This is a genomic window from Halovibrio variabilis (genome assembly GCF_007991175.1).
Taxonomy (GTDB): Bacteria; Pseudomonadota; Gammaproteobacteria; order Pseudomonadales; family Halomonadaceae; genus Vreelandella; species Vreelandella variabilis.
In genome coordinates this window covers 1-22,748 of the sequence record NZ_BJXV01000025.1, presented here as the reverse complement: position 1 = coordinate 22,748, position 22,748 = coordinate 1, and the positions used below count along the sequence as shown (strand labels likewise).

The following is a 22,748-nucleotide window of genomic DNA, read 5'->3' as shown; positions in this document are numbered from 1 at the left end:
CTAAATAAATTTATTAACGGGAAAGGCGGTAGATTTTCTTAGGCCATTTTAGGAAAAAAGAAATATTAAAACGCTCTTCCAAATAATCTATTTTAGCCTTAAGACTAGGGATTTTTTTTAGCGGCGTATATTCGCCTGCTACACGATCGTTAACTGCTTCAAGTTTCCAATTGATAGGGCGGAATATCGGCTCTTTTAGGAACTCCTCAAGGCATTTTTGCAAGCTACCCTTTATATTTTGAAAATCGTCCACTGGTAAAAAGTTATTAATTTTTTGATTGTCAAATCTTCTATCAAAATAACGACTATAAATCAGTTGATATTTACTAAATCTTAGGTTGGGCGATTTCCCCGCCATAACTACACGAGGCCGTTTACCAAGATGGTTCTCCAAGGTATTAATATATATAGAAAGGATTTCATGCCACCTGAATGATTCTTGAGACGTGATATGGAAGATCTCACCTAAAGCTTTGTCGTTGGCAACTATCGATGCAATACCTTGTGCTACATCCCATCCGTAGGTCATTGTCGTCACTTTATTTACAATATCGTCTGAAAACACAATGCTACGGCCTTGGAGAGCTCTATACAGCCAAGCCTCTTTTTCGAGTACACCTAACTGCAAACGATCTTCACTGAAGGTTATACTTGGGCGAATTACCGTCCAGTTTTGACTACCAGAATCCTGCAGGAGATTTTCTTGACGGGCTTTAGCCAAGCCATATTCGTCGGTTTTGAGATAGGCTTCATCAGTTGATACATCCAGTAACCGCGGTGTTTCTTCTATGATGGGCGAGTCGGATTGGGAATAAACGCGTGCAGAACTTATAAACACATACTGATCTGTTGATTCAAGCAATAAATTCATTCGTGACTTAAATTCTTCTGTCCTGTAGTTCAAAAAATCAACTATCGCGCTCCAAGGACTTTCCAGAATTTCATTCAAAAACTCTATATCCCGCGCGTTTCCTTGCAAATATTTAATGCGATTGGAATCTTCGTGCTTGGAGCGGGATGTTACGAAAACATCGTGACCTTGTTTGCTAAGAAGGCTTGTCAAATGGGTTCCCATTGAACCTGTGCCTGCTAATATTAAAATTTTCATTTGGTGGTTATCACCTACATTACTTGTGAACATAACGCTAGCCCTTTCGATTCCAGTAATAATGAACCGGTTATTCGTTATAATAATCCCTTTACTTTTATGTATCTAATTATTCACTTAAGGGAGAAGGCGATATTCGTTTTAAAGCGTTTCAGTTGGAACCCAGAAAAACCACGGCGGCTCTGTCTGCCAGCACCGCCATGGTGAGAGTTATAAACAGGCTACCGAGTACCCACTTACCCATGATGGAACTGGAGGTCTTTAGCAGCCGTCGGTTTTTAGTTGCTTAGCGTTGAAGAGTTGTTATTTGGGCCTGTCACTTCGTGTGTAACGTCGCTGTCAGATTGGAAAGGCGCTGTCCCCATGGATTATGAAAAAGCACTACCGAACAGATAAAACCGGCGCAGTGGGTTATCAGGAATTTCCTGCTATCCGTAAGGAAGAGGCCGTGGTGAAAAGCTCATGGCAGAACATGTGTTCAGCCGTGCTGAACGGGCTGGCGACCCACCGAGTAGTAGGTGAAGCCTTTGTCGATCATGCGCACGGGCTCGAACATGTTACGACCATCGAATATAACTGGCTGGCGCAGTTCGCGTGACAGCGCAGCAAAGTCAGGCGCCCGGAAACTCTGCCATTCGGTTACGATGACTAGCGCATCGGCACCCTTTAGAGCCGATTCCTTAGTTCCGCACAACGTCAGATCATCGCGGTTGCCGTAGAGTCGCTGGGTCTCCTCCATCGCTTCCGGGTCGTAGGCCTGTACTTTGGCTCCTGCCTGCCACAGTGCCTCCATCAGCACGCGACTGGGTGCTTCGCGCATGTCGTCGGTGCTGGGTTTAAACGACAGCCCCCATAAGGCGAAGGTTTTTCCCGCTAAATCGTTATCGTAGTGGCGTGCGATTTTCTCGAACAGCGTGGTTTTCTGTTCATAATTACGTGCCTCAACGGCTTTAAGCACTTTAGCATCGAAGTCGATGTTGTCTGAGGCCCGAATAAGCGCCTGCACATCTTTGGGAAAGCATGAGCCTCCATAGCCTACCCCAGGGTAGATGAAGTGGTAGCCAATACGCGGATCTGAACCGATCCCCTGACGAACCATTTCTATATCAGCGCCTAACCGCTCAGACAAGTTGGCTATTTCGTTCATAAAACTGATTTTAGTGGCCAGCATACAGTTTGCCGCGTACTTGGTAAGCTCGGCACTTCTCACATCCATGATAATGACTTTGTCATGGTTGCGATTGAACGGCGCGTACAGCTCACGCATCACTTCAATGGTGGCCTCGTTCTCGGTACCAATGATGATTCTGTCGGGTTTCTGGCAGTCGGCAACAGCGCTACCCTCTTTCAGAAACTCTGGGTTTGACACCACATCAAATTGCAAATCACCTTGCCCACGATCAGCTAGCTTCTCAGTGATACATGCGCGCACTTTGTCGGCAGTACCAACGGGCACTGTCGATTTATTGATGATGATCTGTTTGCGGTCCATATGCTCGGCGATGGTTTGTGCAACCGCCAGCACATATTTAAGATCAGCAGAGCCATCTTCGTCCGGTGGCGTTCCTACAGCAATAAACTGAACTTGGCCGTGCTTGACGCCAGCCTCTGAATCGGTAGTGAACTCTAAACGCCCCGATGCAAAATTCTCACGAACAAGGGACTCTAAGCCAGGTTCGTAAATAGGAATGTGCCCTTGGGTCAACCGCTCGACCTTTTCGGCATCTACATCGACGCACACAACATGGTGGCCTACATCAGCCAAAATGGCGCCCTGCACCAGACCTACATACCCTGTTCCAAACACCGTGACGTTCATGCCATTCCTTTTCTATTCATTGGATGTCTCACAACTACGTGGATACTGTGCCTTGCTGCAATCACACTTGATAATATTCACGATACCAAGCGACAAAGTTAGCCACGCCCTCTTTTACCGACGTTGTGGGTTGGTAATCAACGGCATTTTGCAATTCACTGCTATCGGCATAGGTATCTGGCACATCACCTGGCTGAAGGGGTAATAAATCCTGCTTGGCCGTTTTGTCTAGCGCTTGCTCAAGCGCCTCAATGTAAGCACTCAGCTTCACAGGGTTATTATTGCCAATATTGAACAGACGATATGGTGCATTACTGGTGGCAGGATCCGGATCATCGCTATTCCAGTCGGCATTGGGCTCAGCAATCTGGTCGCTAGCTCGAATCACTCCCTCGACGATGTCATCCACGTAGGTAAAATCACGGGTATGGTTGCCATGGTTGAACACCGTAATTGGCTCATCTGCCAACATACTTTTGGTGAATTTGAACAGCGCCATGTCTGGGCGGCCCCATGGGCCATAAACGGTAAAGAAGCGAAGCCCGGTAGTGGGTAATCCAAACAAATGGCTGTAGCTATGCGCCATCATTTCATTGGCTTTTTTAGTCGCTGCATAAAACTGCAGTGGATGATTGGCGCCATGGTGTTCAGAAAATGGCATGCGGGTGTTGGCGCCATAAACAGAACTTGTGCTTGCGTAAGTTAGATGCGGCGTTTTTGCGTAGCGGCAGGCCTCAAGCACATTGGTAAACGCAACGATGTTACTTTCCACGTAGCTGTGTGGATTTTCAATCGAATAACGTACTCCCGCTTGCGCCGCCAAATGAATAACCCGATCAAACGTATACTCTTTAAAACAGTCTGTTACCGCTTTTTGATCCGCTAAATTATCGCGGATAAAGTGGAAGTAAGTACCGGTCTTGTCAGATAAACGGTGTAGCTGTTCAAGACGATGCTGTTTAAGATCAACATCGTAATAATCGTTGAGGCTATCAAAACCAACAACCTCATCCCCCCTTTCGAGTAGACGGCTGGCCGTATGAAAGCCAATAAAACCTGCCGCGCCGGTCACAAGAATTTTCATCACTATCTCTCTTTGAATGCTTGGCTTAACCTACTGATATTTGTAAGTGCCGTAGCCATAATAACCCGACGCACCCCTTGGGGCGATTTTAACACCGTTCAAAATAGCGCCTTGAATTTCAAGCCCGCTGCCTTCTAAGCGTTTCTTGGCCATGCGTATTTCACGCACCGAGTTCTTATCGAACCTGGCTACCAATAGCGTGGTGCCACAATGCTTCCCTGCCACGCAGGCGTCGGTAACGGCAAGCACCGGCGGCGTATCGACAATCACCATGTCATACATTTCGCTAAGGTCTTCCAGCGCATGCTCAAAACCTGGTCGCATGAGCAGTTCAGAAGGATTGCTAGCCACTACGCCTCGCGTAATAACATCATAATTGGCGACACCTGTTGGCTTAATAATATCCTCAAGCGTTAGTTCGCCACTGAGAAACTCAACCAAGCCACCCGCGCTTGCTTGGCCGAAGGCGTGATGCAAGTTACCTTTGCGAAGATCAGCATCGATAATCAGGACTTTCTTGCCTGCCATCGCCGAGATAGCGCCCAAATTAATACTGACAAAACTTTTGCCTACCCCGGGGCTTGGGCCCGTCAACATGACGCGGTTATTACGCCCATCCATCATGGTAAAGTGCAGGCTGGTACGTAAGCCTCTTAGCGACTCAAGGGACAGATCCATCGGATTCCTCTGAGCAAGAACCCCTCCCACCACATTTTTCGATGTTTTTTGTCCACGCCGTTTTAGTGCTCGGTTGAGTTTTCGCTGCGCTGAAGACTGCGGTACGGAGGCGTACACCGTTAGGCCGATGCTTTCTATCTGATCTGAAGATTCAACCCCCCGCTTTAAAAGCTCTTTCAGTAACACATAGCCAGTAATCAGCAGCATCCCTAAAACCGTATAGAGGATAAGAATCCGTGCTGAATTAGGCGCAATTTGCCCACTGAGCACGGCGTCATCAATGATACGAATATTGCCAATAGTACCTGCCCGAGCTACTTCAAGCTCTTGTATTTTGTTGAGAATATTAACGTATATAGCTTGAGTGACTTCTACATCACGGGTGCGTCTCAAGACTTCCTGTTGGGCAGCGGGCAGTTCATTCACCCTGGCGTTGAGTTCCTGTAAGTCACGTTCAATTTGGCGCCGCTGACGAAGCAGTGCTTGATAGTTGGGGTGGCTGGGGGTGAAGCGTTGCGCCAACTCGGCTTCTTGAAATTCCAGCTCGTCAAGGCGCGTATCCAACTCGATATAACGCTGGATAGCCGCCTGGGCCTCACTGCTAAGGTCAACGCTGTCAAGATTGGCGCGGTAATCGTTTAGATTTTGCTCCGCCAAATCTAACTGTTCACGTAGCTCAGGCGCTTGCTCATGGAGAAACTCAAGGCTTTGCTGCGCCTGCTCTGATTGTCGCTCGATATTCTGGGTTAAGAAGGTCTGCGCAACGGCGTCTAAGCTACGAGTAATTTCTCTAGGATCGTCGCCCAACATCAATAAACGAATCATCCCTGTTGTGGTGCCAACGCCACCAATTTCCATTACTTGCAGCCGATTCGCAATAGCTCGGATTGCTGATGTTTGAGGATAACGAGTCAATACATATTGCGCGCCTTCGGCAGCATCAAAGCTTTCGATAGTAAGTTCAAGGCCGCCCTCATAAAATACTTCTGGGCGTCCTAGCTTACCCGTTACCGCGCGGTCACCTTGCATCACGTAGTAGGTATCGTCGGGCCCTCGTTCAACGGTAAAGCGCTGACCTCGATGAAGATCATCGGTATTAAAGCGGGCTACGTTGATACTTTCGCCCCCCCATACATACGGATAACCCGCCATAAAATCAGGGCGAGGTATGCCTCTTCGTAGTACAAAGCCACCAATAAAGGGCAACTCCACCGGCGAAATAACAGAATCGCTACCTACCCGGTCGACTACCTGACCCAACACCATCCGTGACTGTAGGATTTGCAGCTCGGCTGAGGTATTTAACTCCTCAGCGCCCATACCCGTGACATTATCCACATTGCCGAACGGGCTAATGGTATTACGCCTTTCGACTTGAACCAGTGCATCGGCACGATAAATAGGGGTTGCCAGCATGCCATGTACAATGCCAATAAAAGCGAATATTAAGGTAACGACAATGATTAGCCACTTTCTGCGAAAAAGCGCACCAAACAGCCGGCTCAGATCTATTGTCTCTTCCTGGTTACTCTTCTGTGATGAGTCTGACATTGGTTCTATCGCTACACTCTCAGTCACACACCGTTAGGCGCATGAAAATGGATAATTAAAAAGCTTTAAATTATTTACCACACGCTCGTACCGCCGGTGTTTTTAAGCTTTTCTCGCCACACTGAACTTGCCGTTTTGATCGTGTCATAAACCAGCTGACAGACCTCATCGCTACGCTGATGGGGATCAGGAATATCTCGATCATCAATTGGTTTATCTGTTCGCCACATACCAAACAGTAACGTTTTCCCCAACATCTCAGGCCATTGACGCGCGATTACCTGCCTTTGCTTGGCGCTCATAACAAGAATAAGGTCGGCGTTGGCGAGTAGATTACGGTCTATCGACCGCGCCTGATGCTGGCCGAGGTCGTACCCATCTGCTTTTGCAAGCGCCGCGATCCGCTCGTCTGCGCCCCCTTTCCCGGCGGCGAGGCCTGCCGACATCACGTCAATGTCAGCAAGCCCCTCCTGCAACATGGCGGCAGCTACCGGGCTGCGGCAGATATTACCGGTACACACGACTAGGATACGTTTTGGCATATTAAAGTAGGTCGTTTAAACCATTACTGCTATTGCCCAGATCACGCGGTAGGTTGAGTGAGGGCAGGAGAAGGCTAATCACGCGGTTCCAGCGAGCGATAGGTGCGGTGGTGACATAGACCACATCTTTAGGCTCTAACTGAAAATTACTCGCCATCACCAAGGCGATCGCATTGCTAACGTCTAGCTGATAAACCGTGGCCAGCTTTTCAGCGCCCGGCTCATTACGGCGTAGCACAAAGATACCGGAGGGTTCAGCGGTTTGTTCATTGATACCTCCGGCACGCGATAATGCATCGGTGAGTGACAAGCGTTCACGGTTCATACGCAGGTTGCCGGGTGAGCGTACTTGACCTAACATCGCAACGCCTTGGTTATCGGCGCTAGGGATATGCAATAAATCACCGTCTCTAAGCAAGCGATTTTGCCGTTGGTCCCCTTCACTCAACAGGGAATAAAGGGATAGTTCTTCTTCTGTGCCATTGCGGAATAAAAACATTTCGTGCCAAAACGCATTATCTGTCGGCCCTCCCACTTCATTAATAGCATCCAGGATGGTTAAAGGTACGTTAGTCACTGGCACTGAACCGGGCGCGGCAACGGCACCCGTGACATGGAAACGCTTAGAATTAAATGCCGCAATAAACACGTCTATTTGTGGCTCTGTGAGGAAATCCGAAAGCCCTCGTGTCAACTGAACACGCACTTCTTCGGTCGTTTTTCCTTCAACGTGTACACGGCCAACGAATGGGTAAAAGATAGTACCGTCAGAGCGTACTATGTTGCCTGCCTCTACGGCACTACGCTCACCGCCAGTAGGAATGGTTAACTCAGGGTGATCATAGACCACAATGCTCAGCACATCGCCTACCCCTAACGTATATTCGTAATCGGTAATTTCGTTGCGCAACTTATCGGTAACTGGGTGTACTCCACGCTCTTGGTCTTGCTGAACCTCCAGCGACCAAATCAATTCAGGCGTTATGGGTTTGATATCCACTAACGGCATCACGTCAGGTGGCTCTGGGGCATCGTAGTCAATATCCCCCCCCGGCGCTATTGAACACCCAGCTATCAGTAAGGCAAGTGAGGCTACAACCAGTAAGCGGAAAATAGTTTGTTTTCTCATGACAACGTCTACCTGAGCGTGAATTGAGCGAAAGACCGTGACGGCTCCTTTTCTGAAGAGGCGATTCCCAGTCGTTTGTTACCGTACGTTTGGCGCCTTTTATTGTTTTAATAGCATTGTCTTCATAACGCTGTCTTAATAATTTTTAGGCACGCTACCGCCCCGAGGTATTATTGGCGCATCCTCGAGGCCGGCTAAATTAACAGTTATTTATTAATCCACTCAGATGACGCCAAAACCATCTAACGTTACTTATTCATTGCCTGCTGACACAGCTGGATTATCTCGGCCACACAGTTCTTGCTCACGTAAAAAACGATTGCCTGTCCACTAGCTTTGCCTGCCATTGACACTATCAATCACTAAACCCACCTTCGGGATAGCCTCTAGCTCTTCCATAGAGAGCTTGATTTTTCCAGGCTGGCTTGCCGTGCTTTTTAACTCGCAGTCAGCGAGGTCTTTTGAATGAGCGGAAGTATTAGTAGAAGCATTAGTAGACGATTTTTTTGCTAAATGATGGAGGGGAGAAGACAGCCAAAAATGATCCACGATATCTGACTGGGGCTGATAGTCCGTAGGCGCTGCAATCAGTAGTTCACGTATTTTCACGGCATCCTGGTTTTTGCATGCCGCCTCTAGATGAGAGAGCACGGGCTCAAGCTCACTCCATGCTAAAAAACCTTCTGACGCTGTCATTATCCTGGGGTGCCGCGTTTGCGTTGCACTATCTGTTGCTAACAATTCCTCATATAACTTTTCACCTGGGCGTAATCCGGTGAATTGAATCAGTATTTCGCCTTTTTTATCGAGAAGGATTTCTTTTGCTTGAACGGCGATAGTCTTTACATCGGTAGGAACGGACATAAAGCGACAGCTCAATCCCGACAGTTTCACCATCCGGGTAGCAAGCTCTACAATTTTAACTGGCTTGCCCATATCCAGAACAAAGACATCCCCCCCTGTTGCCATGCCACCGGCTTGAATCACCAATTGTGCAGCTTCAGGAATGGTCATGAAGTAGCGGGTAATATCAGGATGGGTAACGGTGATAGGCCCCCCTTTCTCAATTTGCCGACGAAAGAGAGGAACCACCGAGCCTGAGGAACCCAGCACGTTGCCGAAACGCACCATCGAAAAACGCGTATCGGTTTGTTTATCTGCGCAGGCTTGGCAAACCAGCTCGGCCATCCGTTTGCTGGCTCCCATCACATTCGTTGGCCGAACCGCCTTATCTGTGGAGACCAGCACAAAAGACTCAACGCCTTCTTTTATCGCGGCCTTGGCGACGGCCAGGGTGCCAAAAACGTTATTAAGCACTCCTTCTGCGGGATTAAACTCAACGAGAGGTACATGCTTATAAGCAGCAGCATGGTAAATAGTATCGATTTTAAAGGTACGAATCAGACGGGATATAACGTCACCATTGCGCACTGAGACCAACGCAGGCTTAACCTCAACGTTTAGTTTGTCCTTTTCAATCAATTGAGCAAGATCTTGATCGATCTTATAAAGAGAGTATTCAGATGAATCAACGATGATTAACCGTTCAGGAAGCAGCCGAACAATCTGTCGACAGAGCTCGCTACCAATTGAGCCACCGGCCCCCGTTACCATGACCGCTTTATGAGTAATATTAGCACCCATTAATTTTGGGTCCGGTGGGACAGGATCACGACCGAGTAAATCTTCAACGCGCACATCGCGCAGCTCATTGAACTTGGCCTTGCCCGAAACAATATCGGCCATATCGGGAATGGTTTGTACCGGTATCGACAGCGGTTCTATTGATTCGATGACCTCTTGTCGCCTTGCGCGTGTTGCCTCAGGAATAGCTAACAGAAACTTCTCTACGCCAAAGTTTTCAATTAGCTTTGGTGTCGCCTCAGGGCTGTAAACTCTTAACCCCTGCACATGAGTACCTTGCAAAAGTGGCGCATAATCAACAAACCCTATCGGTTCATAGTCACGCCCATGGCGCAGAGAAACCACCAACTGACGCCCGGCAGCACCTGCGCCATAAATCAATACCCGGGTTTTTTGCAGCTGCTGGCCGCGCTGATAGATTAGCCGTAGCGCCAGCCGTATGCCGCCAATGGTAATGAAGGCCAGCATTGCATAGATGAAAGGCACTGACCTTGGTACAGGGAGACTCAACACCATGCTGACGATATATAGCGTTAATGCCGACCCAAGAACGCCTGCTGATAGCGCCTGCAATGCTTTAATATCCATGAAGCGCACGATTGAACGATAAAAACCAAGGCGGATAAAAATGAACAAGCTGACGGGGACCATCACCGGCAAGGCCAACCACACCGAATCATTTACCAAAAACGCTAGAGAATCTAATCGCAACAGCATCGCCAACATAAAGCTGCCCACCATCAACAAGGTGTCAACAAAGAGCTGGATCAGCTGCTTGTGGCGCCTTGTTAACCCGAATAACGTTTTGATAAAAAACATCATGATGGCTTCCCCATTTTGACCCTGCCTAGAACCTGCCCAATACCCAATCGTTAATGCACTATTTCCACTTACACTGACGTATTCCGCTTACGCTTACTTAATCTTAACAATAGATTACATTTGCAAACTTGCTGAACGCGGACTCGCGTAGCCTAAAATTTCTCTATAAATCGTTAATAACCAGTAGCTTATAATTATAAATAAAGATTAATTTTCGCTGATGAGCTCAGTATACAAGCAATTTATTTCTATGCCGAGACAATCTAGTTACTTTTCTACACGTTTATAAAACGATTCGCAACACTCTAGGTAGATTTCATGCTACCAAAGGATAGCTTTTGGGCGATTAGACGCCGCACAGGGCAGGGATAGATAAAACACCATAAAGGCTAATTTTTATTAGCTATTGATCGTAATATACTGTATTTAAAAATCTTATTTTCTAAAAAATACGCGGCGTGCAGCCTTCAAACGGGGATCAGAATTTTGCCCAGCATTCAGTTACATAATGTTAATATATATAAATTACGTGCTAATTCGCCGTAAAATACTTTATATTTTCAATAACTTATACTTGAAAATAGAGATTTTCAGAGGCAGCGGGGAGGGCCGTTAGATGAGGTGCATCATCAAGCCTGGGGATTTTTATTACTATTCTGGGCTGGATGATTGACTGATTTGATCGACAAACCTATCCAGCGCGTCAAACAACTCTTCACGGATAGGGCTGGCCTCGTTGACCAAGTGGTGGCGGGCTTCTGGGTGGCGATGAATGTCGGCGTTGGGGAACTTCTTGGCCAGAATGGCTAGATTCCACTCCCAATCGACGGTCTGATCCTCTTCGCCCTGAAGGATCAAGGTGGCTAGCGGGTTGGGTTGCAACGCCAACAGGCGCGGCATCCAGCGGCGCATTGCGCTCACCCAGGCAACGCTTAAGCGCTCAGGCTGCAGCGGGTCGCCCTCACGTAAAAATGTGTTGAACTGCTCATCAGTCGAGTTGGGCCGGTATTTACGCGGTAACTCCTTTAAAAACGGACTGGCGATCAGGTGCAACCAGCTTGTTTGGCTCCAACCCCAAGGGCGAACCAGAGGCGCCAGCAACACCAAACCTGACCAGCCTGCCGCCTCGCGCCGGGTGAGCGCATCGGTGGCCAGAATCGCCCCGCCGGTACTCTGTCCCACCCCTAACCACGGCTCAGGCGCCATGCCTTCACTCTTTAAGGTTGTCTGTAGGTGGGCAAGGCAGTGCTGGTAGTCGTCAAAATCGTCTATTTCGGCACGCGCCCCGCTGGAAAGACCGTGACCAGGCAGATCCCACAGCACCACCCGCCAGCCTTTGGCCAGCAAGCGTTCGAGCAGGTGGCGATATAACCCCATGTGATCAAAGTAGCCGTGTACCACAAAGGCGGTGCCTAGCGGCTGTGGGGGGCTCCACACTTGGCACCACAACGCAAAACGCCCGGTGTCGATAAAACCTGCGTGTACGGCGTGGGTATCCACGAACAGCGCTTCTAGGCCATAGAGGCGGAAATAACCTTGCACGGCGTCTGCCAGCGCATCACCTGGTAGTAACCTCACTAGGGCGCTCTCGCCCGAGGCGTGGCGGAATATGCCTTCCAGATGCTGGAAATCACCCATCGTAGTTTCTCCGTAACGCCATTTTCCGTTGACCTAGACGCGGCAGATGGGTCGCGTACCCAACCACCTAACTCGTCATTTGGTCGAGCATTTTAGCGCGTTAGGGTCTACGCTGTTTACATGCCCGACCAGCTGTGGAATTATTTTCCATAAATACATTTCACTCGGCTCGCGGCAATTCTATTTCCCACGAGCATCATCACAGGAGAAACCCCATGAGCGAGCGTATCACGCGCCACCGTCTACAGGTGGCAGGCGATTTAGATCGGTTTATCAATGAGCAGGCGCTACCGGGAACGGGCATTGATGAAAACACCTTTTGGGCCGGTGTCGATGCCCTGTTTCATGATTTGACACCCAAAAATCGCCAGTTGCTAGAAGAACGCGACACACTGCAAGAAAAACTCGACGTATGGCACCGGGAAAACCCTGGCCCGGTCACCGATATGCCGGGATACCGCCGCTTCTTGAAAGAGATCGGCTACCTGGCGGAAGCCCCGGCTAACGTCAAAGCGACCACTGCCAACGTTGACCGCGAAGTCGCCGTTCAAGCGGGGCCTCAGTTGGTCGTGCCGGTGAGTAACGCCCGCTATGCGCTGAATGCGGCTAACTCGCGCTGGGGCAGCCTTTATGACGCCCTGTATGGCACCGATGCGATTTCCGAAGACGATGGCGCCGAGAAAGGCACCAGCTTCAACCCGAAGCGCGGCGCCAAAGTGATTGCCTACGCCCGTGGCGTGCTTGACCGCGCGGCGCCGCTGGCGACTGGTTCACACCGTGATGCCGTGAATTACGCCATTCGTGATGAGCATTTGGTGGTAACCCTGGAAGGCGGTCGTGAAACCGGCCTGCAGGATGCTGGCAAGCTGATTGGCTTTAGCGGCGAAGCCGCCAAACCAGAAGCGATTCTTCTGGGTAACAACGGCCTGCACCTGGAAATCCAGATTGACCCCAGCGACTCCATCGGTAAAACCGACCCGGCTGGCGTTAAAGATGTGGTGGTGGAGGCCGCGCTGACCGCCATCATGGATTGCGAAGATTCGGTTGCCGCCGTTGATTCAGAAGACAAGGTCGGTGTTTACAGCAACTGGCTGGGCCTGATGAAAGGTGATCTTGAAGAGAAGATCGACAAAGGCGGCAAGACGTTTACCCGTCAACTTAACGCCGACCGCACCTGGCAAACCACCGATGGCAGCAGCGTCACGCTACCCGGTCGTTCACTGATGTTCGTGCGTAATGTAGGTCACTTAATGACCACACCGGCGATCTTGGATGCAAGCGGAAACGAGCTGCCGGAAGGTATCCTGGATGCGGTCGTGACCTCGCTACTCGCGCTGCACGACCTGAAAAAAGACGCTGACCAGCCGCGCAACTCGCGCACCGGCTCTGTTTACATCGTGAAGCCGAAGATGCACGGACCTAAAGAGGTCGCCTTCGCCAACGAACTGTTTAGCCGTGTTGAAGATATTCTGGGCATGAGCCGCGATACCCTGAAAATGGGCATCATGGACGAAGAGCGCCGCACCACCGTTAACCTCAAAGCGTGTATCGCCGAAGCGGCTTCACGGGTGGCGTTTATCAATACCGGCTTCCTCGACCGCACCGGCGACGAAATGCATACCGCGATGGAAGCGGGACCCATGGTGCGTAAAGGGGATATGAAGAGCGCCGCGTGGATTCAGGCCTACGAGAAGAGCAACGTGCAGGTGGGCCTTGCCTGCGGGCTGCGCGGTCGTGCGCAAATCGGCAAGGGTATGTGGGCCATGCCCGACCTGATGCATAACATGCTGGAGCAGAAAATCGGCCACCCGAAAGCGGGTGCCAACACCGCCTGGGTACCATCGCCGACGGCCGCCGCGCTGCATGCACTGCACTACCATCAAGTTAACGTCACGGACGTTCAGCGTGAGTTGGAAGAGTTGGGCGAACCTGACTTTTTGGACGACCTACTCACCGTGCCGGTGGCGGAAAACGCCAACTGGTCCGATGACGAAAAGCAGCAGGAACTGGACAACAACTGCCAGGGTATTTTGGGCTATGTCGTACGCTGGGTAGAGCACGGCGTGGGCTGCTCAAAAGTGCCGGACATCCACGACGTGGGCTTGATGGAAGACCGCGCCACGCTGCGTATCTCCAGCCAGCACATTGCCAACTGGCTGCTGCACGGCATTGTTGATGCCCCACGGGTGGAAGAAACGCTCAAGCGCATGGCCAAAGTGGTTGATGAACAGAACGCAGGCGACCCGACCTACACCGCTATGAGTGCCGACTTTGCAGGCTCCACCGCGTTCAAAGCCGCCTCAGACCTGATCTTCAAAGGCCGCGTGCAGCCTTCCGGCTACACCGAGCCGCTACTCCACGAATGGCGCCAGGTGCATAAGGCCAAGGTGCAAAAGGCGTAGCAAATTCATTTTATGGTTTAATCAGCCTCGAGGCTTTTGCCTCGGGGCTTTTTTTATAGGATAACAACATGACCGTCATGACCACCGAGCAAATCGAGCACTTTTTAGACGACGTTTTTCCCCAGCGGATGGGTAGTATAGAAAGCATAGGGGAAATGACCGCCACCCTGCGCTTAGCTATCGGCCACCAGCACCTGCGCCCCGGCCCGCGGGTTTCCGGTCCTACCATGATGGGCTTTGCGGATGTGGCACTTTATGTGGCGATATTGGCGCAAATTGGCCCCGAACCCATGGCCGTGACCAGCGACTTCAACTGCCATTTCCTACGCGCAGCGTCAGGCGATCACGATATAATTGCCCACGCCAAATTGATAAAGCTGGGCCGTCGCATGGCCGTGGGCGAAGTACAACTCTTCTCAGCCAGTGACGCAACGCGCCCCGTGGTGCATGTCACCTCTAGCTATGCGCTGCCAGAAAAACCCTAAATAAATATACAAGATATTGATTTAAATAGATAAAATACATTTTCACCAGTGGAGTGTTTTCCGTGTTAGGATTTTTGGGTGCGTTATCGTCAGCGTTTTAAACGCCATTCTAAAATGTTTACTCATCTTCCCATCAGGGCTGGCAATTTTTAATGCTCGTATCCAATATTTTGCCCGACCCCCAAACCCTGAATGCCATTCAGGGTGAGCATGAGGCCTCCCTGGTGCTGGTTTCCTGGCTAGTGGCCCTAGCAGCTTCTTACGCCGGTTTGGATATCATCAAGCTGGTCAGCAAGATGTCGCGACCGATGTGGCGTCGCGTATGGCTGCTTGCGGGCGCCAGCTCAATGGGACTGGGGGTTTGGAGCATGCACTTTATTGGTATGCATGCCTACCAGCTTGATTTTCCCGTGAGCCATGCGCCGCTGCTTACCTTGCTGTCCATTGTGCCCGCCATTTTAGGCAGCCTTAGCGTCATGGTGGTGCTTTCCCGCGATACGCCTTCCCACCGTGCGCTGCTGCTCGCGGGCGTCAGCCTTGGGGCTGGCATTGGGCTAATGCACTACAGCGGCATGGCCGCGATGCGGATGCCCGCCGAGCTGTACCATGCCTTAGGGCTTTTTTGGGTATCGCTATTGGGGGCGATTGGCTTAGGTATTGTCAGTGTTTATGCTTATCGTCTCTGCCAGCAAGAATGGGGGCTAAAGCGATCTAGAAGCTGCGCCTTTATCGCCGCGCTGTGTGTCTCCATCGCCGTGTGTGGGATGCATTACGTTGCCATGCAAGCCGCCTGGTTTGTACCTGACCCCAGCGCCGCGACGTCTTCCTTACCATCAGCCTCGCATTGGCTTATTGCTGCTATTGGCGGCGTTGCTGTGCTAACAGCGCTGCTTGCCCTGGTGGCGACCCAGGTACAGCGCCGCCTGAATGACAGCCAGCGCCATGAATACATGACCCAAACCCGTTTGCTTGAGGTCGTTTCCGCTCTACAAGATTGCGTGATTTTACTCGACGACCGGGCACGCATCCGCCTGTGTAACGCGGCATTCGAGCGGCTAGTGGGGAGTAACAGCGAGGCGTTGATAGGTACGTCGGTTTCACAGCTTGCCTACGCTCAAGATAGCCAGGCACTGAGTCAGCACATCCGCCAAGCATTGGCAAAACAGGGCGAATGGCGCGGCATGATCACCGCCCTACGCGCCAACGGCGAAGGGTTTCCAGCCTGGTTGAGCGTTAGCCGTGTCACCTACGCCGACAGCGACGTCCGCGATTACGTGGCGCTCCTCAGCGACCGCTCCGAAGAGCACCAAGCCCAACAGCGGATCCGCTATTTGGCCTACCATGACACACTGACGGGGCTTCCCAATCGGCAGGCCCTACAGGAACTCCTGGCCGCCTGCTCTCAAACGCCCCAGGCCAACCAGCACCGGGCGCTATTGGCGCTGTTGGACATTGACCGCTTTAAGGTGCTTAACGACAGCCTGGGGCAAGACATTGGCGATGAGCTTCTGCGCCAATTCGGCGAGCGCTTGCAGCAATGGGCAGCCAACGGGCTCAATGTCGCCCGGCTCGACGGCAACGAATTCGCCTTACTGGGCACGCTTTCATCCACGCATGAAGCCAGCGCGCAGCACGAAGCCCACGCCCTTATCGAAAAGATAGTAGCCGCCTTGACCGCCGACTACTCGCTTCAAGGCCATCGCTACCTCTGCCGGCTAAGCGTGGGGGCGTTGATATTCAGCCCCCGCGAACATGACAGTAGCGCACCGCTGTTTAAACGGGCCGATCTTGCCCTGCTGGAAGCCAAGCGGCTAGGCGATGGCCGCCCCCAGTTCTTTCAACAAGCCCAGGAAGATGAGCTAGAAGAGCGCTTAACGCTCGAACGCGAATTACGTCACGCAATTGACCATGATGAACTGCGCCTCTACCTCCAGGCGCAGGTAAACGAGGCAGGCAATACAATTGGCGCCGAAGCGCTGGTTCGCTGGCAACATCCGGAGCGGGGCATGATTTCGCCGGGGCACTTTATCCCCCTCGCCGAACAAACCGGACTGATTCTCCCGCTGGGGGACTGGGTTTTGAAGGAAGGCTGCCGACTGCTGGGCGAATGGCGCCAAGACCCGCGGCTGCAGCATGTGAAGCTTTCATTGAACGTCAGCGTTCGTCAGTTTCAGCAACCCGATTTTGCCGACCAGGTGATGACGGTAGTGGCAGCGTATGGCGCGCCGCCCGAGCGCTTAACGCTGGAGTTGACCGAATCACTACTACTCAGCGACCCCGAGGGAACCATCAACAAGATGAAAACGCTTCGCCATCTCGGCGTTAGCTTTGCCCTTGATGACTTCGGCACCGGCTACTCGTCGCTTGCCTACCTGAAACTATTACCCCTCGACACCCTCAAAATCGACATCGCGTTTGTACGCGATTTAACCCTGGACATGCAGGCCAAGCCCATCGCCGCCACCATTATTGCGCTCGCCGAAAGCCTGGGGCTTGGGATTATTGCTGAAGGAGTTGAAACCGACGACCAGCGCCTAGTGCTCGTCAATCTGGGCTGTCACTTGTTTCAGGGTTTTCTGTTTGACCGCCCCGCGCCTGCGCTAGACTTTGTCAAAGCGCTATCCGCCGACCACGTTGCTTGACGGATAGCGCGCAAAAAGTGCCACTGCCCCCAGCGCCAACCATCCGGCCATCAGCAATACACCGCCGATCGGCGTGACAATACCCAGGCTCAGCCCCGCCAACGCCATTAAGTAGAGCGAACCGGAGAAGCACGCCATGCCGAGCGCCCATAGCGCCAGCACCCAACGCTGGCCGGCAAGTGGCTGAACTTGTCGCCATACCAGCACGGTCATGATAGCCAGCGTGTGCCACGCCTGATAGCGCACGCCGGTTTCAACGGCACTCACCATGGCCTCGGCTGCGCGCGCGGCCATACCGTGGGCGGCATAAGCCCCCAGCATCACCATAACGGCGCCCGACAGCGCCGCGATACACCACCAGACTTTATCTGTTCGTTGCACGCTGCTCTCCTGATCCCGATTGCCTTTCATCTGTTGGACTGTTTACGCCTACGGCGTACCTTGAAAGGCGCGAAACCGCTACAATAATAGAATATACATTGCCTCGATTAATGAGACGCTGCTATCTATGTCTATTCAAGCTAATTCTACTCAAGCTACGTCTACTCAAACTGGCTCGACACAAATACGCCTCAACGGCGATCCGCATACGTTGACGGCGGGTCACACCGTTGCTGACTTGGTTGAACAGCTCGGCCTTAGCGGCCGCCGTATTGCCGTTGAGATAAACGAAGAGATCGTTCCCCGCAGCCAACACGCCGACACCCGCTTGGTCGATGGCGACCACGTGGAAGTCGTCCACGCGATTGGCGGCGGCTAGAGGAAACACTATGACCCAACAAACCCATGTACCGCTAGCCGATACACCGCTAACCATTGCCGGACGCGACTTTCACTCGCGCCTGCTGGTTGGCACAGGCAAGTACAAAGATTTTGCTGAAACCGGTGCCGCCATTGCCCAAAGCGGTGCCGACATCGTGACGTTCGCGGTACGGCGGACTAATTTAGGTCAGGACGCCGAGGCGCCCAATCTACTCGACGCCATCTCCCCCGAGCGCTATACACTGCTGCCCAATACCGCCGGCTGCTATACCGCTAAAGACGCCGTGCGTACTTGTCGCTTGGCCCGCGAACTGCTTGATGGCCACAACTTAGTCAAGCTGGAAGTACTCGGCGACGAAGCAACGCTCTACCCCAACGTGGTGGAAACGCTAAAAGCCGCCGAAACGCTGCTCGCCGACGGCTTTGACGTCATGGTGTACACTAGCGACGACCCTATTGTGGCACGTGAATTAGACGCCATGGGTTGCTGCGCCATCATGCCGCTAGGTTCGCTGATTGGCTCCGGCCACGGCATTCAGAACCCCTACAATATTCGACTCATTGTTGAGCAGAGCAACGTACCGGTACTGGTGGATGCAGGCATTGGCACGGCGTCAGACGCGGCCATGGCCATGGAACTGGGCTGCGATGGTGTGCTGCTCAATACCGCCATTGCCCACGCCCGCGACCCGCTACGCATGGCCAACGCCATGAAGCTCGCCGTTGAGGCGGGTCGCGACGCCTTTTTGGCCGGCCGCATGCAACGCCGCCAGGGGGCCGACCCCTCTTCACCTTTCGCTGGCCGTATTAACGGTTAATTGAGTCGAGACCCCATGACTGAACCCAATGATGCCGTAACCGCAAGCCACGACGCGCCCGAAAGCAGCGCTACCGGCCCCGAAGAGAAGGATGCACCGCTGCACCGCCGCGGGATTAAAAGCTATGTGATTCGCGCAGGGCGTATGACCCCGGCCCAAAACCGTGGATTGGAAGACGTTTGGCCGCGTTTTGGCCTCACCATCGCCGACGGTCGTCAAGACCTGGACGACCTGTTTGGCCGCCAGGCGCCGCGGGTGGTTGAGATTGGCTTTGGCATGGGCAACTCGCTGATTGAGCAGGCTGAAACCCACCCGGATACCGACTTCATCGGCATCGAGGTCCACGCGCCTGGCGTTGGTAAGCTATTAGATGAAGTCGATAAACGCGGCCTGACTAACCTGCGCGTTTACCGTGAAGACGCGCTTGCCGTACTTGAGCACTGCCTTCCCGAAGGCTCGCTGACCACGCTGCAGCTGTTCTTCCCCGACCCCTGGCCGAAGAAGAAGCACCATAAGCGGCGCATCGTGCAGCCCGCGTTTGTTGAGCTGATTCGTACGCGCTTAAAACCCGGCGGCACTTTCCACCTCGCGACCGACTGGGAAGCCTACGCCGAATGGATGGCAGAAACTATGGAAGCCGCTCCTGGTTATGCCAATACCGCTAGCGCCGATACCGCCCCGTTCGTGCCGCGCCCGGCGTTTCGCCCGCTGACCAAGTTTGAAGCGCGTGGCGAAAAACTCGGCCATGGGGTTTGGGACTTGATTTACCAGCGAAGCGATTAACCGGCACTACTCAAATTCAGTCATCGCAAAGCTTTCGCCCTCTACCACTTTCGCCTGCCACTCATGTAGCGTTGGGTAGCGGTTTTGCCAGTCAAAAGCCGGTAGCCGAAAACTGATATAAGCCAGCGCAACGGCAACGGTAATCGCTCCCAGGGTGCGCTGGGCACTGCCCGCCAGCACGCGGGGGTGGGCAGTGAGTGTGGCTAGAGAACGTTCGATGGCTTTTAAACGGCGCTGCCCCAACAGCGTCGTATCCACTTCATTACCGCCATGCTTGCGGCCAATCACCACGTTGAACGCGGCGTCCATCAAGCCCTGCCCCAGCCCTGCCAGCGCTAGGGTTTCCGCTAATGTCTGACTGGGTATCAGAGACGGCCCCTCACCCACGGCATCCAAATAGTGGGCAATCAGAAGCGACTCCGTCAGCACCTCACCGTCATCGGTCACCAGTGTCGGCACGCGGCTTAGCGGGGTAATCTGTAAAAGCTCGCTATCCGCCGCCCAAGGGTCGCACCAGCAAAGCTCGGTACGCTCGATAAGATGCTTTTCATACAGGCACACGCGGACAACGCGCGCATAGGGGGAAGAGGCATTTAAATAGAGCTGCATGGCGGTCTCACCATAAGGTTAAACGAGTGCTAAGCGACTGACGACTAGTCCAGCGTCGCGTTAACGACACGATGCATGGTTCCTTCTCCACGATCAAAAGCATCAATATTAGCCAGGGTGGTTTCGGCAATATTGGTCAGCGCCTCGGCGGTAAAGAAGGCTTGATGGCCGGTGATTAGCACGTTGTGGAAGGTGGTTAGGCGCATGAATTGATCATCGTCGATCACGCCCTGGGAGAGGTCTTCGAAAAACAGCTGTTCTTCCTCTTCGTAGACATCTAACCCTAAGCGGCCGATTTTGCCGCTTTTCAGACCCGCAATGACCGCTTGGGTATCGACCACTCGCCCGCGGCCGGTGTTGATTAGCATCACGCCCGGCTTCATTTGCGCGATGGCATGGGCATCAATCAAGTGATCGGTGTCTGAGGTCAACGGACAGTGCAGCGAGATAATATCCGCCTGGGCATACAATGTCTCTAGCGGCACGTACTCCACAAAGGATTTAGCGTCCGGACTGGGAAAGGGGTCGCTTGCGACTATTTGGCAGCCAAAGCCGTGCATAATATCGGCAAATATCAGCCCAATATGCCCGGTGCCGATAACGCCCACGGTTTTGCCGTAAAGGTCGAAGCCCAGCAGGCCATCCAGGGCGAAGTTACCCTCGCGCACCCGGTTGTAAGCGCGATAGGTCAGGCGATTAAGGCTTAGCAACAGCGCCACTGCATGCTCGGCCACCGCATGGGGTGAATAGGCGGGCACTCGCACCACCGTCATGCCCAAGCGCTCGGCAGCAGCCAAATCCACATGATTAAAGCCCGCCGAACGCAGCGCGACTAGCGTTGTGCCATGGCCATGCAACTGATGCAAGACGGCCGCCTCAAGGTTATCGTTAACGAAGGCGCATACACCGTCAAAGCCCTTAGCCAAAGGCGCCGTATCCACGGTTAGCCGCGCATCGAAGAAGCTGATCGAGTGGCGCTCTGCCGCGTTGGCGCGGGTCAGAAAAGTGCGATCATAAGGCTTAGCGCTAAACACGGCGATGCGCATTCTCGTTACTCCTCAATCGGCTCAAGGGGCTCCCAGTCGGAACGGTTAGCCAGAAACTCGGGCCTAGGCCGGTTACCGCAGTAGGGGTCGTGGAGCGTGTTTTCAACGCTGTTGTAAACAAAAAACAGATTGCTTCTCGGCCAGCAGGACATATTGATGTTGGAGCCATGCATGGTATTGCATTCAAAAATCACCAGCGAGCCAGCGGGACCCTTCGGCGCTTCAATATCGTTTTCCAACATTAGCTCACGGAGGCTGCTGGCTGGCGGCACCCCTACATCCTGGCTTTTAAGCGACTCTTTATAGTTGTCTTCCGGCGTGCGCCCCACGCAGGGGATAAAGTAACGGTGCGAACCGGGAATCAGCATCAGTGGCCCGTTAAACTCACCGTTGTCGGTGAGCACGATAGAGCAACTGAGCGCACGCATACGCGGCATGCCGTCTTCGCTATGCCATGTTTCAAAATCGGAGTGCCACTCAAACCCTTTGCCTTTAAAGCCTGGCTTATAGTTAATCCGCGACTGATGGATATACACATCGCTGCCCAGCAGTTGCTTAACCATCGCCAATAGCCTGGGATCCCGGGTCAGGCGCTGAAAGCGCTTTGACACATCGTGGATACCGAAAATGGTGCGTATTTCTTCACGCCCCGGTTCAAGAATAGTGCCTTCGGAAAGTTTAAGGTCGGCATCATCCTCATACTCCCGCAGCTCTTGAAGAAAAACCTGCATATCGTCGGCGTCATAAAATCCTTCAAACGAGAGGAAGCCCTTCCGCTCGTACTCCTCAATTTGCGACCTATCCAATGGGCCATTGGCCAGTTGGGACTCATCCCCGTACACCACTGGGTCGATGCGCTCGAACATTCCTAGCTTGCGTTCCAAACGAGTGGGGAAAAGATCTTGGTAATCGCTCATGGCAAACTCCTCCGTTAGTTAGGCATGTCAAGAAACGCCTTTAGGCATCCCTTATCAAACGTAGACGCCAAAACGCACATCGGCAATATCGCTACGCCAGCCAACGGGCCGCTTGCGCAAACTGGGGGGAATTAACGGGGAGCAGAAAAAAAGAAAGCCGCTCCAATGGAGCGGCAAAAAGACCGTGACTAGCAATGAGAGGGAGAAACCATGACAGCAAACGGGCAATGATTCTTAAATCAACAGCTGTCCTGGTTGCCAGCGGCTCA

General features: G+C 52.5%; 18 protein-coding genes. 6 read left to right on the top strand and 12 right to left on the bottom strand.

Annotated elements, in window-relative coordinates; genetic code table 11:
• Positions 1–13: 13 nt before the first annotated feature.
• From HVA01_RS16405 to HVA01_RS16370, 8 genes are all read right to left on the bottom strand, one after another.
• Positions 14–1,141 carry an NAD-dependent epimerase/dehydratase family protein gene (locus HVA01_RS16405; protein WP_218031567.1) on the bottom strand — a complete coding sequence of 376 codons (1,128 nt, stop codon included), beginning with the start codon at positions 1,139–1,141 and terminating at the stop codon, positions 14–16.
• Between the two features lie 445 nt (positions 1,142–1,586).
• The gene (locus HVA01_RS16400; protein WP_146876488.1) at positions 1,587–2,927 is read right to left on the bottom strand and encodes a UDP-glucose dehydrogenase family protein; all 1,341 of its coding nucleotides are present in this window, start codon (positions 2,925–2,927) and stop codon (positions 1,587–1,589) included.
• A gap of 61 nt (positions 2,928–2,988) precedes the next feature.
• A complete protein-coding gene (locus tag HVA01_RS16395) occupies positions 2,989–4,011 on the bottom strand; it encodes an NAD-dependent epimerase (RefSeq protein ID WP_146876487.1) in 1,023 nt (340 codons plus the stop codon).
• Between the two features lie 30 nt (positions 4,012–4,041).
• Positions 4,042–6,240: a polysaccharide biosynthesis tyrosine autokinase gene (locus HVA01_RS16390; RefSeq protein ID WP_146876486.1), complete on the bottom strand. Its 2,199-nt coding sequence runs from the start codon at positions 6,238–6,240 to the stop codon at positions 4,042–4,044.
• Positions 6,241–6,314: 74 nt separating this feature from the next.
• A complete protein-coding gene (locus HVA01_RS16385; protein WP_146876485.1) occupies positions 6,315–6,782 on the bottom strand; it encodes an arsenate reductase/protein-tyrosine-phosphatase family protein in 468 nt (155 codons plus the stop codon).
• Between the two features lies 1 nt (position 6,783).
• On the bottom strand, positions 6,784–7,911 hold the full coding sequence (locus tag HVA01_RS16380; RefSeq protein ID WP_146876484.1) for a polysaccharide export protein: 1,128 nt from the start codon (positions 7,909–7,911) through the stop codon (positions 6,784–6,786).
• 330 nt (positions 7,912–8,241) lie between these two features.
• Positions 8,242–10,377 carry a polysaccharide biosynthesis protein gene (locus HVA01_RS16375; protein WP_146876483.1) on the bottom strand — a complete coding sequence of 712 codons (2,136 nt, stop codon included), beginning with the start codon at positions 10,375–10,377 and terminating at the stop codon, positions 8,242–8,244.
• 651 nt (positions 10,378–11,028) lie between these two features.
• Positions 11,029–12,015, bottom strand: coding sequence for an alpha/beta hydrolase (locus HVA01_RS16370; RefSeq protein WP_146876482.1), 987 nt, complete (start codon positions 12,013–12,015; stop codon positions 11,029–11,031).
• A 215-nt stretch (positions 12,016–12,230) separates the two neighbouring features.
• On the opposite strand from HVA01_RS16370, the gene HVA01_RS16365 reads away from it, so the two are divergent.
• The 3 genes from HVA01_RS16365 to HVA01_RS16355 all read left to right on the top strand — a co-directional run bounded on the left by HVA01_RS16365 (position 12,231) and on the right by HVA01_RS16355 (position 17,544).
• The gene (locus HVA01_RS16365; RefSeq protein WP_146876481.1) at positions 12,231–14,417 is read left to right on the top strand and encodes a malate synthase G; all 2,187 of its coding nucleotides are present in this window, start codon (positions 12,231–12,233) and stop codon (positions 14,415–14,417) included.
• A gap of 68 nt (positions 14,418–14,485) precedes the next feature.
• On the top strand, positions 14,486–14,902 hold the full coding sequence (locus tag HVA01_RS16360; RefSeq protein WP_146876480.1) for a PaaI family thioesterase: 417 nt from the start codon (positions 14,486–14,488) through the stop codon (positions 14,900–14,902).
• Positions 14,903–15,054: 152 nt separating this feature from the next.
• Positions 15,055–17,544, top strand: coding sequence for an EAL domain-containing protein (locus tag HVA01_RS16355; RefSeq protein WP_146876479.1), 2,490 nt, complete (start codon positions 15,055–15,057; stop codon positions 17,542–17,544).
• Here HVA01_RS16355 and HVA01_RS16350 read toward each other — a convergent pair.
• Positions 17,521–17,925 carry a DUF423 domain-containing protein gene (locus tag HVA01_RS16350; protein WP_146876478.1) on the bottom strand — a complete coding sequence of 135 codons (405 nt, stop codon included), beginning with the start codon at positions 17,923–17,925 and terminating at the stop codon, positions 17,521–17,523. The genes HVA01_RS16355 and HVA01_RS16350 overlap by 24 nt on opposite strands.
• 127 nt (positions 17,926–18,052) lie before the next feature.
• Here HVA01_RS16350 and thiS point away from each other — a divergent pair, with 127 nt between their 5' ends.
• Genes thiS through trmB form a run of 3 tightly spaced genes read left to right on the top strand, consistent with a single transcriptional unit; the run spans position 18,053 to position 19,907 of the window.
• The gene (gene thiS, locus HVA01_RS16345; protein ID WP_146876477.1) at positions 18,053–18,304 is read left to right on the top strand and encodes a sulfur carrier protein ThiS; all 252 of its coding nucleotides are present in this window, start codon (positions 18,053–18,055) and stop codon (positions 18,302–18,304) included.
• Between the two features lie 10 nt (positions 18,305–18,314).
• Entirely contained in the window at positions 18,315–19,124 is an 810-nt protein-coding gene (locus tag HVA01_RS16340; RefSeq protein WP_146876476.1) for a thiazole synthase, read from the top strand.
• Positions 19,125–19,139: 15 nt separating this feature from the next.
• Positions 19,140–19,907: a tRNA (guanosine(46)-N7)-methyltransferase TrmB gene (gene trmB / locus HVA01_RS16335; RefSeq protein WP_146876475.1), complete on the top strand. Its 768-nt coding sequence runs from the start codon at positions 19,140–19,142 to the stop codon at positions 19,905–19,907.
• Between the two features lie 6 nt (positions 19,908–19,913).
• Here trmB and HVA01_RS16330 read toward each other — a convergent pair whose 3' ends face one another.
• Genes HVA01_RS16330 through thpD form a run of 3 tightly spaced genes read right to left on the bottom strand, consistent with a single transcriptional unit; the run spans position 19,914 to position 22,479 of the window.
• Complete coding sequence (locus HVA01_RS16330) at positions 19,914–20,516, bottom strand: glutathione S-transferase N-terminal domain-containing protein (protein WP_146876474.1); 603 nt, start codon at positions 20,514–20,516, stop codon at positions 19,914–19,916.
• 44 nt (positions 20,517–20,560) lie between these two features.
• Positions 20,561–21,562, bottom strand: coding sequence for a 2-hydroxyacid dehydrogenase (locus HVA01_RS16325; protein ID WP_146876473.1), 1,002 nt, complete (start codon positions 21,560–21,562; stop codon positions 20,561–20,563).
• A gap of 5 nt (positions 21,563–21,567) precedes the next feature.
• On the bottom strand, positions 21,568–22,479 hold the full coding sequence (gene thpD, locus HVA01_RS16320) for an ectoine hydroxylase (protein ID WP_146876472.1): 912 nt from the start codon (positions 22,477–22,479) through the stop codon (positions 21,568–21,570).
• Between the last annotated feature and the right edge of the window lie 269 nt (positions 22,480–22,748).

Excerpts from the sequence above, each read along its gene's own strand:
- HVA01_RS16405 (WP_218031567.1), bottom strand. The coding sequence starts at position 1,141 with ATGTTCACAAGTAATGTAGGTGATAACCACCAAATGAAAATTTTAATA.
- HVA01_RS16400 (WP_146876488.1), bottom strand. The coding sequence starts at position 2,927 with ATGAACGTCACGGTGTTTGGAACAGGGTATGTAGGTCTGGTGCAGGGC.
- HVA01_RS16395 (WP_146876487.1), bottom strand. The coding sequence starts at position 4,011 with ATGAAAATTCTTGTGACCGGCGCGGCAGGTTTTATTGGCTTTCATACG.
- HVA01_RS16390 (WP_146876486.1), bottom strand. The coding sequence starts at position 6,240 with ATGTCAGACTCATCACAGAAGAGTAACCAGGAAGAGACAATAGATCTG.
- HVA01_RS16385 (WP_146876485.1), bottom strand. The coding sequence starts at position 6,782 with ATGCCAAAACGTATCCTAGTCGTGTGTACCGGTAATATCTGCCGCAGC.
- HVA01_RS16380 (WP_146876484.1), bottom strand. The coding sequence starts at position 7,911 with ATGAGAAAACAAACTATTTTCCGCTTACTGGTTGTAGCCTCACTTGCC.
- HVA01_RS16375 (WP_146876483.1), bottom strand. The coding sequence starts at position 10,377 with ATGATGTTTTTTATCAAAACGTTATTCGGGTTAACAAGGCGCCACAAG.
- HVA01_RS16370 (WP_146876482.1), bottom strand. The coding sequence starts at position 12,015 with ATGGGTGATTTCCAGCATCTGGAAGGCATATTCCGCCACGCCTCGGGC.
- HVA01_RS16365 (WP_146876481.1), top strand. The coding sequence starts at position 12,231 with ATGAGCGAGCGTATCACGCGCCACCGTCTACAGGTGGCAGGCGATTTA.
- HVA01_RS16360 (WP_146876480.1), top strand. The coding sequence starts at position 14,486 with ATGACCGTCATGACCACCGAGCAAATCGAGCACTTTTTAGACGACGTT.
- HVA01_RS16355 (WP_146876479.1), top strand. The coding sequence starts at position 15,055 with ATGCTCGTATCCAATATTTTGCCCGACCCCCAAACCCTGAATGCCATT.
- thiS (WP_146876477.1), top strand. The coding sequence starts at position 18,053 with ATGTCTATTCAAGCTAATTCTACTCAAGCTACGTCTACTCAAACTGGC.
- HVA01_RS16340 (WP_146876476.1), top strand. The coding sequence starts at position 18,315 with ATGACCCAACAAACCCATGTACCGCTAGCCGATACACCGCTAACCATT.
- trmB (WP_146876475.1), top strand. The coding sequence starts at position 19,140 with ATGACTGAACCCAATGATGCCGTAACCGCAAGCCACGACGCGCCCGAA.
- HVA01_RS16330 (WP_146876474.1), bottom strand. The coding sequence starts at position 20,516 with ATGCAGCTCTATTTAAATGCCTCTTCCCCCTATGCGCGCGTTGTCCGC.
- HVA01_RS16325 (WP_146876473.1), bottom strand. The coding sequence starts at position 21,562 with ATGCGCATCGCCGTGTTTAGCGCTAAGCCTTATGATCGCACTTTTCTG.
- thpD (WP_146876472.1), bottom strand. The coding sequence starts at position 22,479 with ATGAGCGATTACCAAGATCTTTTCCCCACTCGTTTGGAACGCAAGCTA.